The sequence below is a fragment of the Streptosporangium sp. NPDC002607 genome, from assembly GCF_053592655.1.
In genome coordinates, this window is record NZ_JBSFWD010000043.1 from 1 (window position 1) to 14096 (window position 14096).

Consider the following 14096-nt stretch of genomic DNA (forward strand, 5'->3'; position numbering starts at 1 on the left):
GACGCGCACGGCCGGAAGTCCGGAGTGGCCCACATCTGCACGGAATCCGAGGAGGCGGCCTTCGCCCGCGCCCGCCAGATCGTCACGCTGCTGCCTCGCCCGGGCTCATCGGCGCAGGGGCCGGGAGGTGGGCCTGGTTCCGATGACGACTGTGGCGTCCAACTCGTCGGAACCGGCCACCCTTGGGATCAGCCCGTTGCGGGTGAAGGCCTCGACGGTCCGCGGCGCCTGGCGTTCGCTCGTCTCGACCAGCAGATGGCCGTCCGGTGCCAGCCACAGTGGTGCCGCGGCGGCCAGGCGCCGTACGACGTCAAGGCCGTCCTCGCCACCGTCGAGTGCCACCCGGGGTTCGTGGATGCGGGCCTCCGGGGGCAGCAGCCCGATCGCCTCGGTGGGTACGTAGGGCGCGCTGGCGACCAGGAGGTCGACACGCCCCCGCAGCGTGCCGGGCAGCGGTGCGTAGAGGTCACCCCCGTACACCTGACCGCCGGTGGCGGCGACGTTGCGGCGGGCGCACCGCACCGCGGCGGGGTCGATGTCGACGGCGTGCAACTCGACCCGCTCCAGCGCCGCGACCAGTGCGGCGCCCACCGCGCCCGAGCCGCAGCACAGGTCGACGACGACCTGCGTCCGGACGGGGGCCTGTCGCTCCTGGACGGCGACGGCCTGGTGGATGAGGAACTCGGTGCGCCGCCGGGGTACGAAGACTCCGGGGTCCACGGCTATCCGCAGGCCACAGAACTCCGCCCAGCCGAGGACGTGTTCGAGAGGCAGGCCGGCGACCCGGCGGTCCACCATGGCGGTGAGGTCGGACGGAGTCCGTGCCGTGGAGATGAGCAGGCCCGCCTCGTCCTCGGCGAACACGCAACCGGCGGCCCGGAGCCTGGTGACGATGGCGGACTGGAGGCAAGGGGACAGAGGAAAAGACACGAGAGCCTTTCGGGATGCCGAAGGGTGCTCTCCCGGTCACCTATGCCCGGTGAACCGCACGGTCGTGAGATGAGAGCACCCGACCTGACACAGCGGTAATGGGTCTCACCTCCTCGATAGGTCCATTGCTGGAGACGGCAACACTATCCGAGCCGGAGCGCGGCGCAAACACATTATGTTGAGCCGGAACAGCAAGGGAGCGGATCCCGCCGCCCGCGTGTCGCCCCGGTGACCGATTCCTGCAAGACGCCGGCTCGGCGGCCGGAGCAGGATGAACGCCTGATCCGCGGCCCACGGCCGGAGCCGGGGGCCACCCCTCACCGGCCCGGCCTCCCGTTTCACCGCCATCGCACACCGGGAGAACTCAGATGAACGTCGACCTTGCCGCGGCGGACGCCTTCATGGCCACGCACGCGCGTGTCCTGGACCGCCGCCGTTTCGAGGTGCTGATGGGCCAGAAGGACCCCGCCGCCGTGCTGGCCGCCCTGGACGGCTATCGCAACCCCGACGGCGGCTACGGCTGGGGCCTGGAGCCCGACCTGCGCTCCAGCGAGAGCCAGACCGGGGCCGCGGCGCACGCCTTCGAGGTGTTCGAGGACATCGCCCCTGCCACCACGTCGCGGGCCGTGGCGCTGTGCGACTGGCTGGAGTCGGTGTCCCTGCCCGACGGGGGCCTGCCGTTCGTGTTGCCGCTGACCGGCACCGCCGGTTGCGCCCCCTGGTGGCGGGATGCCGACCCCTCGGTGTCGTCGTTGCAGATCACCGCGGTGTCCGCCGCCGTCGCGCACCGCGTCGCCGTCCACGATCCCGCCGTGGCCGCCCATTCCTGGCTGGAGCGGGCCACCAGGTACTGCCTGACCGAGATCGAGGCGGTCGAGGCGCCCTCCGCCTACGTGCTGGCCTTCGCGGTGCGGTTCCTGGACGTCGTGCACGATCGCCTGCCCGAGGCGGCCGGTCTCCTGCGCCGCCTCGGCAGGTACCTTCCCGCCGACGGCCGGGTGCACGTCGAGGGCGGCACCGAGGAGGAGACGCTGCATCCGCTCGACTTCGCCCCCTACCCCGGCGGGCCGGCGCGGGAGTTGTTCGCCCCCGAGGTGATCTCCGCCGACCTCGACCGCCTGGCCGGTCTGCAACAGGAGGACGGCGGCTGGACCGTCGACTACGCCAGGATCTCGCCTGCGGGCTCCCTCGACTGGCGCGGCCACACCACGGTCCGCGCCATCGACATCCTGCGTCGGAACGTCAGGATCTGACCTGGCGATCGCGAGCCGCGAAACCGGAAGCGGGGCCGGCCCCGGTCAGCACGGCCCCGCTTCCCCGTCACGTCCGCGACGGATCTAGCCGCAGTGTTCGAAGGGGCTGTCGTAGCCGGTGGAGCCCGCCTTGCCGCCCCACTTGACGCACTTGCCGGCTCCGGAGGCGCGTATCGGGCCGGCGTAGTAGGCGAAGTTGCCCGAGTCGGTGACGCGGGTGCTGCCCTGCACCTCCAGGTAGGCGCTGGTGGCCGTCGCGGTGCCGATGGAACTGCTCTTGATCGTGGTCACGCAGTTGTAGCCGTTGGAGCCGTTGTAGAGCAGGTAGACGGTGCCCGCCGACCCCAGTGCCGCGGAGTCGATCACGTCGTAGCCGGAACCGCACACCTCCTGCGGGGTGTGCGGGTTGCCGCCGCCGGTGTCGCCGGTGACGAACTGCATGTACCTGGTCCAGTTCCAGTTGGGCCCGGGATCGGTGTGGTCGGCTCCCGGTACCTCGACATGCCCGACGATGTGGGCGCGGTCCTTGGGGATGCCGTACCGGTCGGCGATGGCGCGGGTCAGCGCGGCCGAGGAGCGGTACATCGCGTCGGTGAACCAGGAGGCGTTGTCGACGAAGCCCTCGTGTTCGATGCCGATCGATCGCCTGTTGTAGCTACCGGCGTGGAAGGCCCTGTCCTTCTCGCGGACCGTCTGCGTGACGTCGCCGTCGGAGGATCGGACGACGTAGTGTGCCGAGGTCGGGTTCGCCCTGGGCCCGGTCTGGAACCAGGAGATCGTTCCCGCGTAGGAACCCTGGGCCACGTGGATGACGATGCGGTCGATCGCGTCATCGGACGGGCGGTTGGAGACGGCGTAGTTGGTGGAGTGGGCCGGCGCCCAGTGGGCCGATGGGTAGTCCACGGCCGCGGCCGCGAAGGTCCTGTCCAGGTCCGGCGCCTTGGCGTACGCGCCCCGGTCGGGTCGCACCGCCTGCGGCCGGACGGTCACGGTGCCGTTCGGCGTCGTGGCCCTGACACCCGAGGCGAGCAACTCGTAGACGGTGTCGGCGTACAGCCGGGCCACCTGGGGGGAGGAGGCGTTGCCATACCTGGCCACCGCCGGGTACCACTTCCCGGCGTCCTCGCGGGTGGCGGCGTCCAGTCCGAGCGCGTCGGCGTGGGCGCGCAGCACCGCGGCGCCGCCCGCGATGTTGGCCGCGTCGTCGGTCCTCAGCGCCGAGACCGGCTGCCCGGTCAGCTGGGCGGCCTGCTCCAGGGAGTGGACCGTCGGGTTGCTGACGAGGTGCATCATCCCGTAGCCGCCGCTCGCGCTCGGCTCACCCCCGTGCCCGTCGAGACGGGTCTCGGCGTAGCCGAGCGTGACCAGCAGGTCGCGGGGCACCTCGTAGGTCGCGGCCGCGCGGGTGAAGGCGTCGGCCAGAGGGTCGGGGGGAGCCGCGCTCGCGGGCCGGCCGGCCAGGAGCACCAGGGGAACGAGCGAGCCGGCCAGCAGCGCGGCTGAACGGCGGAGTCGGGCCTTCACAGATTCTCCTCAAGCAGATGGGGGGCGTCGAAGGGGCCGTCTCCGCCCGGTGGAGACAGAGACGGCCCCTTAGGTGGAGATCAGCTGCCGCAGTGTTCGAAGGGGCTGTCGTAGCCGGTGGAGCCCGCCTTGCCGCCCCACTTGACGCACTTGCCGGCTCCGGAGGCGCGTATCGGGCCGGCGTAGTAGGCGAAGTTGCCCGAGTCGGTGACGCGGGTGCTGCCCTGCACCTCCAGGTAGGCGCTGGTGGCCGTCGCGGTGCCGATGGAACTGCTCTTGATCGTGGTCACGCAGTTGTAGCCGTTGGAGCCGTTGTAGAGCAGGTAGACGGTGCCCGCCGACCCCAGTGCCGCGGAGTCGATCACGTCGTAGCCGGAACCGCACACCTCCTGCGGGGTGTACGGGTTGGTGGAACCGCCGCAGTTCTTGGAGGTCACCGTCTGGGCGGGGTAGCCGAACGTGGACCCGTTGAAGACGGCCTTTTGAATGTTGGACGGGTAGCTGGTGCCCAGCCGGACCTCGTAGTGCAGGTGGGGCGAGATGTTGTTACCGGGCTTGCTGGTGTTGCCGACCGTGCCGATCTTCTGGCCCTGGGAGACCGTGGCACCCGCGCTCACCGAGCGCGAGTTCAGGTGCGCGTAGTAGGTGGACCAGCCGCTGCCGTGGTCGATCTTGACCAGGTTCCCGAAACCGTTGGTCGATCCCTGGTGGGCGGAGATGGAGACCGTGCCCGCCGCCGCGGCGACCACGGTGTCGCCCAGGTCGGCGTCGGCGGTACTGCCCCGGTTGAAGTCGATCTCCCATGACTGGTGCGCGCTGCTGGCGCTGGAGTTGCCCGTCCAGGCCTGTCCGCAGGGGAAGGGCAGCTGGAAGTTGGTCGCCAGGATGCTCATCTCGTCGCTCGGCGCGGGGTCCGCCGCGCTGTTGGCCGGCGCCGGGTCCCCCAGTGCCGCCGCGCCGGCGGCCGGTGCCGTGACGGCGCCGCCGGCGAGACCGAGTAGCAGGGCGAACCCCGCCGTGAGTACCCCGTTGAGTCTCATGCGGATCCTTTCCCGCAGGCACGGCGGGCCGAGCCCTGACCGGTGCCGTGCACTGTCTGTTAGTTCTCTCCGAAAGGCTCTTGCCGGGGTCCAGGGTCCGGATTAGCGATACAAAAATCATCCAAAATCGATATAAAGGCCTATCCGACCCGTACAACACAGCCCGATGAATGGTTGCAGCGCCTCCACAAGAGGAGTGAATGCGGTCATGGTGGTCGATCAACCTACGTTCAACGTGCTCGGTGCCCTCGAAGTCCGGAGCTCGGGACGGTCTCTCCGCATCGCCGGTACGAAGCCCAGGATCCTGCTGGCGTCGCTGCTGCTCAACGCGGACCGCGTGGTCGGCGCGGACCTCCTCGTCGAGGTGCTGTGGCCCCGGCAGCGGCCACGGTCCGCCCAGGCGAACCTCCGCACCTACGTGAGCTCGCTCCGGGGCGTGCTGGCGGCGGCCGGCGCGCGGATCCAGGCCCGTCCGCCCGGCTACGTGATCGAGCTGGCACCCGAGCAGCTCGACGTGCTGCTTTTTGAGGACCTGCTCGCCAGGGCGCGCGCGGCGGGCCGTACGGACGAGGCCTTCGACCGGCTCCGCCGGGCGCTCGCGCTGTGGCGCGGAACACCGCTCGCCGAGCTGCCGGGCAGCCCGCTCTGGGACGGCCGCCTGCAGTCGCTGGCGGAGGCACGGCTCGGCGCCGCCGAGGAACTGGTCGCCCTGAGACTGGAGCGGGGCGACCACGCAGGCGCGATCGGCGAGCTGCGCGGGCTGCTGAAGGAGCATCCCTTCCGCGAGGACCTCTGGCGGCAGCTGATGCTCGCCCTGCACCGGAGTGGCAGGCAGGCCGAGGCCCTGCACACCTACACCACGGTCAGGCGGCAGCTGGTCACCGAGCTCGGCGTCGAACCCGGCGCGGATCTGCGCCGGGCGCACTCGGCCATCCTGGCGGGAGAACCCCTGCCCACCGTGGTCGTGCCGGGCCACCCTCCGGCTCTCGCCGCTCCCCGGCAACTCCCCCCTGACGTGCCGGACTTCACCGGCAGGGCCGAGAGCGTCGTCCTCCTCACGCGGGCGCTGACCTTCGCGGAGCGCCCGTCGGCCGGACCGCCTTCGATCATCGTGGTCACGGGGGCACCGGGTGTGGGCAAGTCGGCGCTGGCCCTGCACTGCGCGCATGCCGTACGGGCCGGATATCCGGCAGGGCAGCTCTACCTCGATCTCCGTGGGACCGACCCGGTGCCCGCGGACCCCGGTGAGCTGCTGGCCGAGGCACTGCGGGCGCTGGGCGCCGATGCGGCGGACCTGCCGGGCACCGAACGCGAACGTGCCGCGCTCTACCGGTCCCTGCTGGCCGAGCGCCCGATGCTCGTCTTCCTCGACGACGCCGCAGGCGCCGCCCAGGTACGGCCGCTGCTGCCGGGCAACGGCTGCGCGGTGCTCGTGACAAGCCGGCGGAGGATCACCGAACTGCCCGGGGCGCTCCAGCTTGAACTGGACGTCCTGTCGCCGCGGGAGGCAGAGGACCTCCTGGCCGCGATCGTCGGGCCCGAGCGGCTGGAACAGGAGAGGGAGGCCGCCTCGGCGATCCTGACGGCCTGCTGCCACCTGCCGCTGGCCGTCAGGATCGCCGGGGCGCGGCTGGCGGGGCGGCCCGGCTGGTCGCTCGGAGTGCTGCGGCAGCGATTGGAGGTCGAGTCGAACCGGCTCAGCGAGCTGTGCGCCGGGGATCTGGGAGTGCGGGTCAGCCTCGACCGTAGCTACCGGCTGCTGCCCGAGGACGCGGCATGTGCCTTCCGTGCGCTCGGCCTCCTGGGCCCGCAGTCCCTGCCCGGCTGGGTGGTCGACGCCGCGCTGGGCCGGCACCGGGCCGACGAGGTGACGGATGCCCTGGTCGACGCGAACCTGCTCCAGCTGGTCGGGACCGACCCGATCGGCCAGCCGCGCTACCGGCTGCACGACCTGGTCCGCTGCAACGCCAGGGAGAAGGCCGGCGGCGCCTCGGATCGGCACGCGCTCATCAGGGTGCTCGGCGCGTGGACGGCCACCACCGAGAGCGCGACCGCGCGGCTGCCGACCACGCTCTTCAGCCTGACCTCGGCCTCGGCCACCCGCTGGCACCTGGCGGAGGACACCCTCGGCCGCCTGACCGCAGACCCGCTGTCCTGGTTCGACGCCGAGCACGACGCGCTGGTGGGGGCGGTACGCCTCGCCGCCGACGCCGGGCTGGCCGGATCGGCGTGGGGGCTCGCCGCGGCACTCGTCCCCTACTTCGACCTGCGCTGCCACTTCGACGAGTGGCGCTCCACCCACCGGATCGCCCTGGAGGCCGCGGGCCTGGCCAAGGACCGCCACGGCGAGGCGGCCATGCTCCGCGGCCTGGCCCAGGTGAGTCTCTACCAGGACCGCTACGCCGAGGCGACGGAGATGTTCCGGCGATCCCTCAGGATCTTCCACGAGCTGGGGGACAGGCGGGGGGAGGCGACCTCGATCTGCGGGCTGGGGGCGGTCAACCAGTTCTGCGGCGAGAATCTCCGGGCGCTCGGGTACTTCCGGCAGGCTCTGGCCATGTTCCTCGCCATGGGAGACCAGAGCGGCGAGGCCTACGCGCGGCAGGCCATCGGGCGGGCCTGCCTGGCCTCGGGCGACCTGCGGCAGGCCTCGAACTGGCTGGACGCGGCGCTGCGGCTGGCCAGGGAGATCGGCGACTCCCATCGCGAGGGCTGCGTGTCCATGCAGTTCGGGCGGCTGCACGATCTGGGGGCGGACCCCGGCCAGGCGATGCGCTTCCAGGGGCGTGCGCTGGACATCTTCGAAGGCCTCGGCGACCTGCACTGCGGGGCCTACGCCATGCAGGGGCTGGGCGGCCTGCAGGTGGTCCGCGGTGACCGGTCGCACGCCTCCGACCAGCTGGAGCGCTCTTTGCTGATCTTCCAGCGGCTCGGAGACCGGAGCGGGGAGGCCGCCACGGTCCAGACGCTCGGCGAGCTGCACCGGTCGGCGGGCCGTACCCGCCTGGCGCGGAACTACCTCCGCCACGCCCTCGTGCTCCGCCGCGAACTACGGGGAGGCGCCGACCTCGCCGTGGGCGCCGGTGCTCGGGACGTACCGAACTAGGGCCGGTACGGAATTCGGATCTTCAGATGTGTTGAAGGCTTCGGATCCACAAGATGGCCCTGTGTAGCTGAAGGCCGGCGAGGTGGCTCTCGGGGGTCTTGTCGAAGCCGAAAGCCAGCCCATGCCATCCGATGTCGTGAGGACGGCCGTTTCGGGATGAAAGTGCGGTTTGAAGAATCAGAGAAATCAAGGAATTCACCTGAAGTGACAAAGTGATCACTGATAGACACTTTGGTGGAGGTCGGTCGCTGCAGAAGAACCGCCCTCGTCCGAGGGGAAGGGACAAGATCCTGATCGTCGGCTTAGGCCGGTTCGAGCCTGCCTGTCTTTTCGTGACGGGCATCGACGTCGTTCTCACCGTCTCACCGTGTCGCTTGCCGGTGGCCGAGGTGATGGGCGGCGCCGGTGGTCTTCAAGCCGCCTCAGGTGAATTCCGTGGGAGGGTCACCGGCCGGCGAGGGCGGCTCCGTAGCGGGTTCCTGTTCTTCGATCAGGCCGATGGGCAGCGCGCCCTCGGCGTTCCACGGAGGCTGGGTGAGCTGTTCGGAGGCGCCGTCGAACTCGGCGGCGGCCTCGGGGTGGCCGTTGCCGGCCGCGCGGCTGAACAAACTCGCGGCCGCCCAGTCCTCGTCCTTGGCCCGGTGAATCCTCGCGAGGCGATAGGCGGCCTCGGCATGGCCACAGTCGCTGGCCAGCCGGTAGAAGAACATCGCGACGCTGAGCTTGTTCGGATCCGAGCACTGGTAGTGGTGGCCGTAGCGGTAGGCGAGTTCGGCAGCCACCTGCAGGCGGTCGGGGTCATCGAACAGGCCCGGCGCGGCGGGGTGAGCGGCGTCGCCGGCCTGGCGCAGCCACTGGCGCGCCTCTTGGGGCCAGCCTTTCAGCAGCGCGATGACGGCCAGGCGCATGCAGTCATCGCCGTTGCCGGCCTCGCTGTGGGTCAGCAGGCGGGTACCGGTCCTGCCGTAGATCCGCAACAACCGCTGCCGGGCCGCCGGCAGCGGCGCGAACACGATCGTGGTGCTCGACCGGCGCGGTGCTCTCCTGCCCGTCGGCCGCGCGGGGAGCGTCGGCGCGGGCGGCACCTGCTCGGCCTCGGGCCGTTGCGCGGGTGAGGGCGAGGCGGCGAACGGGACGCAGGCCGGTCCCGGCGGCGGCGTGGTGAGGGCCGGCGCGGCAGGCTCGGTGGGCGCAGCCGGTGGATCGGGCCGGGCGTCATGGGCGGCTCGCCAGCTCTGATACCAGGCCTGGGTGTCGCCCATGGCCTGCACATCCAGGCCGGTCTGCTCGGCGGCCACCGTGCAGGCGGCCACGAAGGACGCCACCCACGCCCATGCCGGGGCGCGTTTGCGTTTGCCGGTCAGGATGTCGTGGGTAGTGCTTGGCGCCAGCCCCCTGCCCTCGTTGTTCTCTGGAATGCGCATCGACAGCGTGTGCAGTCGAGACAGCGCCGGGGAGCCGGCCAGGCCACGCAGCTCGTTGAGCTGATCGACGAAGGCGCGTAGCGCCGCGACACGATGTTGTTCAGCCATCGCCCTTAGCCGGAAATGAGTGATCCGTGATCTACAAGTAGTAGCGGGAGTCATATTGGCATTAATCGGCGGCCAGGCTGAGGGAGATCGCATATTCCGCTTCGTCCGGGATTAACGGCCGTTGACCTGTAAGTACACAGTCCGGAGGCATCCGGATGAGTCCGGATGACATCGGAGCGATCCGGATGGGTCCGGATGAGACCGGATGGAGTCGGACCGCCCCGAAGGACGCCGAAAATCCTGCCCGCCAGGCCGGGACGAAGGGATATCGGCGTCGAGAACGTAGATATTTTGCACCTTACAAAAGGGTATTTATCCGGTCTCTTCCGGACATGTTTGAACCGGTAGCGGCCCGGATGGCGGCACCTTCATCGTTGATCGCACCCCTCAGTGCCGACGATGAAGGAGAAAGCCCGTGGCGCACGCCCTGACTGCTTCGCCTGCCTTTCTCCGCGTCACCGGCACCCGGCCGGGCTCCCCACCCCCGCCGTGGGTTCACAACGACGACCAGCTACTGACCTTGCTGGTGACGGTGTGGGCCTTGACCACCGGACGTATTCCGCCCGACCGCCCGGCTGACGAGCTCACCGAGACCGAGCTCATCGCGTTCTGGGCCGATGACCAGACCGCCGGATCCCCGGCGACGCCACCTCAGGAGCGACCCCGATGTTCTCTGTACCCGTGCTTCTCACCTTGACCACCACCGCGCTGGTGACGGCCATCGCCTGCGCGCTCGCCCTGGCCGCCGGCACCGCCTGGCCCACCGCCCTGCTCAGCGGCGGAGCCGCCGGCGCCGCCACCATGAGCCTGCTCATCCGCCTGCTCGACCACCACCGCGACAAGCGCTGAGCGGCCGACCTCGAACCGGGCCGCACCGGCCTGACCGGCGCTTCACCGGCTGAGTATGGATCCTCCGGTCATGACCGCCACCGGCGCGCCCGCTCCGATCTTCATCGCCCAGGATTCCGCCACGAGGCCGAAGGGGAACAGCACCAAGGCCGGGCCGAGCAGGACGACGCTCATCACCGACTACGCACCGGACGGATCGACGAGTGCCCGATCCGTCCGGTGCACAGTACGTACAGCCCTCCCGGATCACGGTGCGGGCGGTCTAGCGTAGGCGCCGTGAGTGAGCGAGTGACGAGTACGGGCCGGGTGGTGGTGCTGGTCCTGCCGGACGTGAACCTGCTGGACCTGGGTGGTCCTGCGCAGGTCTTCGACACCGCGGCGCATCTGGGTGCCGATTACCGGCTGGAGTTCGTGTCCGATACCGAAGAGGCGGTGTCGGCACAGGGACTGAGGCTGGCCGGACTCGGCGGTCTGCTGCCGACCGAGCCCGGTGACCTGGTGCTGGTGCCGGGACCCCGGCTGAGGGATCTTCAGCCGGGCGAGCCGTTGGTTCCCGACTCGGTGACGCAATGGCTGCGTACGGCACAGCGCTGCGGGGCCCGGATAGCGTCGGTGTGCAGCGGCGCGGCGGCGTTGGGCGAGGCAGGGCTGCTGGACGGACGCCGGTGCACCACCCACTGGTCGCTCATCGAGGCGATGCGGCAGAGATACCCGGCGGCCCGGGTCCAGGACGGGGTGCTGTACGTCCACGACGGCCCGGTGAGCACCAGCGCGGGGATCTCAGCCGGGATCGATCTGGCGCTGTCGCTGGTGGAACGCGACCACGGCCCCGCCCTCGCCGCCGCGGTCGCCCGGGAACTGGTGGTCTATCTGCGGCGAAACGGTTCGGCGACCCAGATCAGTCCCTTTCTCCAGCACCGTTCGCACCTGCATCCGGCCGTCCACCGCGTACAGGACCATCTCGCCCAGCACCTGGACACCCCGCACACCCTCGCCGAGTTGGCCGTGGTGGCACACCTGTCCCCGCGCGGTCTGAGCCGGGCGTTCAGCACGTCGATCGGCATCAGCCCCCTGGAATACCAGCAGCAACTGCGCCTGGAACGGGCTTCGAGGCTGCTGGCCGACACGGACCTCGGCGTGGATGCCGTAGCGAGCCGTTGTGGCTTCCGCGATGTCCGGCACTTCCGCCGCCTGTTCTCCGCCCGGTACGGGATGCCCCCGTCCGCGGCGCGCAAGCACGCGCGCTGAGCGGCATACCTCACCCTGATTCCCCTTTCACGGCGCCGATCGCGCTGCCGTGATTTCGCTATGCCTCAATGGCCGTCACAGAAGAGAGCCTCCTGTGTCCCCTGTCCACAGCGGTCTGACCATGCCCGTCGTGCGCCGGATCGGGCGTGTCCTGCTGGGCGCCGCCTTGTTCCTCGCCTCCCTGGGCGGGATCTGCGCCGCCGGTGTCACCACCGTGATGGGCCAGAGCTACCCCCTGTCTGATCAGCGCCCGCCTGCCCGGGGCTGGCCGGCCCCCAAGGCGATACCCGGCGGGCGGATCACTGTCGCGATCGTGGTCAGCAACGCCGGCTCGGTCTCCGCCGACGTTCTCGCCCCCTACGAGGTCTTCGCCCGGTCGGAAAGATTCGCCGTCTACACCGTCGCGGCCCGGCGAACCCCGTCCCCGCTTTCCGGCGGCCTGCACCTGCTGCCCGACCACACCCTGGAAGAGGTCGGGACAGGCGCCGTTTCCGAACCGGACGTGGTGGTGGTGCCCGCCGTCATCGATCCCACCGGCACGGCGGAGAAGCCGTTGCGTGAGTGGATCGCCGCGCGGTCCCGGTACGGCGCCCGCCTGCTGGGCGTCTGCGCGGGCTCGGAACTCCTCGCGGCCGCCGGTGTGCTCGACAATCGCCAGGCGACCTCCTTCTGGGCCAACATCGGCTCCCTGAAGCGGAACCACCCCAAGGTGCGGTGGCAGAGCGGCGAACGCTATGTGGAGGACGGCGCGATCACCACCACGGCGGGCATCACCTCCGGCACCGTCGGCGCGCTACGCCTGGTCGAGCGGTTCGCGGGCGCGGCGGAGGCCCAGCGGATCGGGAGCGCGCTCCACTATCCCGGCTGGAGTCTGGACGGTTCCACCGCGATCACCCCGAACCACCTCGCCCTGTCCGACCTGCCGTACGTGCTGAACGCGGCGTTCCCCTGGTGGCGCCCCACGATCGGCATCGGGCTGGTGGAGGGAGTGGGAGAGATCGACGCCGCCGCGGCGTTCGAGGTCTACTCCGGTGTCTCCTTCAGCGCCCGCGCGATCCCGATCAGCGCCACCGGAACGGTCACCACGCGGCACGGTGTGGTCCTGCTCACCGAACCAGCGGGGACGGCGGTGCCGCGTGTGGACCGGTTCGTGGTTCCGGGCGTGCGCGGCGACCTGACGCCCGCCCTGGCGAGCTGGGTGTCAGGACGGAGTCTCACACCGGAACTGCCCGGCGGCGGCCGGCGGGACGGCGAGTTCGGTTTCGACCCGATGCTCCGTGACCTCGCCGCCCATGCCGACAGCGCCACGGCCCGGACCACCGCCAAGTTCTCCGAATATCCCGTCGGACAGCTGCGCCTTTCCGGGGCCGGCTGGCCTTGGCGTCCCACAGTGATCTTCGTCGTCGCCCTGGCCGTCTCCGTCGGCGTCGGCATGCTCACCGTCGCCATACCGCGCCTGCTCCGCCGCCGTACGGCCGGCACAGTCTCGCGTTCTGGCAGGGGCGGGCCGGGGACGACGCCGGCGCGGTAGGCACGCTACAAGAAGTGCTGTCCGACCGGTTGCGGGTGCTAGGAGGACGCCTCCACGGCGGTCTTCTCCGCAGCCGGGGAGGTGCCGCGGGCCGAGCTCGCCAGGATGCCCCAGAGGGCGCCGGCCAGCACCACCGCGCCCCCCGCGAGTTGCTGCCAGGTCAGGGTCCCGCCCAGCAGCAGCCAGGTGGCGAGCACCGTCACGACGGGCTCCAGCATGCTGAGAATCGACGCGCGTACCGGGCCGAGCGTCGTGGCCCCGGCGAAGAACAGGGCGATCGCGAGCACCGTCGACACGAGCGCCACCGCCGTCGCCCAGACCCAGCCCGCCGGCGCGAAGCCGAGGTCCAGCCCGCCCGATGCCAGCCCGAGCAGCGCGAACGAGCCGGTGGCGAACATCGACAGGTAGGCCGTGGTGACCGAGGGGGACAGCGAGGCGGAGACCCGGCTGCCCACGATGATGTACAGGGCGTAGGCCACGGCGGCCCCGACCGCCGCGAGCAGACCGGGAACGTCGAGGCCGGTGTCCAGACGGCCCACCACCAGGGTCAGCCCGGCCAGTGACACCAGGATCGGCCCGGCGACGGTCCAGCTCATGCGAGTGCGCTCCACCACCGCCGACAGGATGGACACGAGCGCCGGATACAGGTACAGCAGCAGTACGGCGAGGGCCGGCGAGATGCGCTGGACCGCCGTGAAGTAGAGCAGCGACTGGGCCGCGTACATGCCGCCGCCCAGCAGCGCGAGGGTCGCCCACTGCCGTCCGGTCAGCCGCCCGAGCCTGCCGCGCACTCCCAGCCATCCGAGGAACACCGCCGTCGCGATCGCGAACCGCAGCATGAGGAGCGTCGTCACCGACATCCCCGTGCCGTACGCGAAGGAGGCGAAGACGGGCATGAGCCCGAACGCCGCCGCCGAGATCAGGATCGCCGCGACCCCGCGCCGCATCACCATCACCACCTCCGGCGATCATTGTGACCTATGGGACTTCATCCCTGTTATCGGGTACCTTCGGCGGCTGGACGGTCCTGCCACACGGTGTCCTGAGCGGCGGTGACGGTGATCGGGACGTGATCGCGCTAGG

11 protein-coding genes are annotated in these 14096 nt (G+C 70.7%); 5 read left to right on the plus strand and 6 right to left on the minus strand.

Annotated elements, in window-relative coordinates; genetic code table 11:
• Positions 1-105: 105 nt before the first annotated feature.
• Positions 106-930, minus strand: a complete 825-nt coding sequence (locus tag ACWD3H_RS35490; RefSeq protein ID WP_451958122.1) for a putative protein N(5)-glutamine methyltransferase — start codon at positions 928-930, stop codon at positions 106-108.
• 368 nt (positions 931-1298) lie between these two features.
• Between ACWD3H_RS35490 and ACWD3H_RS35495 the strand changes: the two genes are divergently transcribed.
• A complete protein-coding gene (locus ACWD3H_RS35495; RefSeq protein WP_451958123.1) occupies positions 1299-2183 on the plus strand; it encodes a hypothetical protein in 885 nt (294 codons plus the stop codon).
• Positions 2184-2267: 84 nt separating this feature from the next.
• On the opposite strand, the gene ACWD3H_RS35500 is transcribed toward ACWD3H_RS35495, so the two are convergent.
• Together ACWD3H_RS35500 and ACWD3H_RS35505 are read right to left on the minus strand one after the other, a co-directional pair.
• Entirely contained in the window at positions 2268-3707 is a 1440-nt protein-coding gene (locus tag ACWD3H_RS35500; RefSeq protein WP_451958124.1) for an N-acetylmuramoyl-L-alanine amidase, read from the minus strand.
• Between the two features lie 80 nt (positions 3708-3787).
• Positions 3788-4747, minus strand: coding sequence for a M23 family metallopeptidase (locus tag ACWD3H_RS35505; RefSeq protein WP_451958125.1), 960 nt, complete (start codon positions 4745-4747; stop codon positions 3788-3790).
• Positions 4748-4955: 208 nt separating this feature from the next.
• Here ACWD3H_RS35505 and ACWD3H_RS35510 point away from each other — a divergent pair, with 208 nt between their 5' ends.
• On the plus strand, positions 4956-7853 hold the full coding sequence (locus ACWD3H_RS35510; protein WP_451958126.1) for a BTAD domain-containing putative transcriptional regulator: 2898 nt from the start codon (positions 4956-4958) through the stop codon (positions 7851-7853).
• 422 nt (positions 7854-8275) lie between these two features.
• Here the strand turns inward: ACWD3H_RS35510 and ACWD3H_RS35515 are convergent, their stop codons facing one another.
• A complete protein-coding gene (locus ACWD3H_RS35515) occupies positions 8276-9385 on the minus strand; it encodes a hypothetical protein (protein ID WP_451958127.1) in 1110 nt (369 codons plus the stop codon).
• Positions 9386-10051: 666 nt separating this feature from the next.
• Here ACWD3H_RS35515 and ACWD3H_RS35520 point away from each other — a divergent pair.
• Positions 10052-10234 (plus strand): hypothetical protein, encoded by a 183-nt coding sequence (locus ACWD3H_RS35520; RefSeq protein WP_451958128.1) that lies wholly within the window; start codon positions 10052-10054, stop codon positions 10232-10234.
• A gap of 42 nt (positions 10235-10276) precedes the next feature.
• Here the strand turns inward: ACWD3H_RS35520 and ACWD3H_RS35525 are convergent, their stop codons facing one another.
• Complete coding sequence (locus tag ACWD3H_RS35525) at positions 10277-10408, minus strand: hypothetical protein (protein WP_451958129.1); 132 nt, start codon at positions 10406-10408, stop codon at positions 10277-10279.
• A 102-nt stretch (positions 10409-10510) separates the two neighbouring features.
• Between ACWD3H_RS35525 and ACWD3H_RS35530 the strand changes: the two genes are divergently transcribed.
• The gene (locus ACWD3H_RS35530; RefSeq protein WP_451958130.1) at positions 10511-11482 is read left to right on the plus strand and encodes a GlxA family transcriptional regulator; all 972 of its coding nucleotides are present in this window, start codon (positions 10511-10513) and stop codon (positions 11480-11482) included.
• A gap of 94 nt (positions 11483-11576) precedes the next feature.
• The gene (locus tag ACWD3H_RS35535) at positions 11577-13013 is read left to right on the plus strand and encodes a DJ-1/PfpI family protein (protein WP_451958131.1); all 1437 of its coding nucleotides are present in this window, start codon (positions 11577-11579) and stop codon (positions 13011-13013) included.
• A gap of 38 nt (positions 13014-13051) precedes the next feature.
• Here the strand turns inward: ACWD3H_RS35535 and ACWD3H_RS35540 are convergent, their stop codons facing one another.
• Positions 13052-13966 carry a DMT family transporter gene (locus tag ACWD3H_RS35540; RefSeq protein WP_451958132.1) on the minus strand — a complete coding sequence of 305 codons (915 nt, stop codon included), beginning with the start codon at positions 13964-13966 and terminating at the stop codon, positions 13052-13054.
• Positions 13967-14096: the final 130 nt, after the last annotated feature.

Excerpts from the sequence above, each read along its gene's own strand:
- ACWD3H_RS35495 (WP_451958123.1), top strand. The coding sequence starts at position 1,299 with ATGAACGTCGACCTTGCCGCGGCGGACGCCTTCATGGCCACGCACGCG.
- ACWD3H_RS35505 (WP_451958125.1), bottom strand. The coding sequence starts at position 4,747 with ATGAGACTCAACGGGGTACTCACGGCGGGGTTCGCCCTGCTACTCGGT.
- ACWD3H_RS35510 (WP_451958126.1), top strand. The coding sequence starts at position 4,956 with ATGGTGGTCGATCAACCTACGTTCAACGTGCTCGGTGCCCTCGAAGTC.
- ACWD3H_RS35515 (WP_451958127.1), bottom strand. The coding sequence starts at position 9,385 with ATGGCTGAACAACATCGTGTCGCGGCGCTACGCGCCTTCGTCGATCAG.
- ACWD3H_RS35520 (WP_451958128.1), top strand. The coding sequence starts at position 10,052 with ATGTTCTCTGTACCCGTGCTTCTCACCTTGACCACCACCGCGCTGGTG.
- ACWD3H_RS35525 (WP_451958129.1), bottom strand. The coding sequence starts at position 10,408 with ATGAGCGTCGTCCTGCTCGGCCCGGCCTTGGTGCTGTTCCCCTTCGGC.
- ACWD3H_RS35540 (WP_451958132.1), bottom strand. The coding sequence starts at position 13,966 with ATGGTGATGCGGCGCGGGGTCGCGGCGATCCTGATCTCGGCGGCGGCG.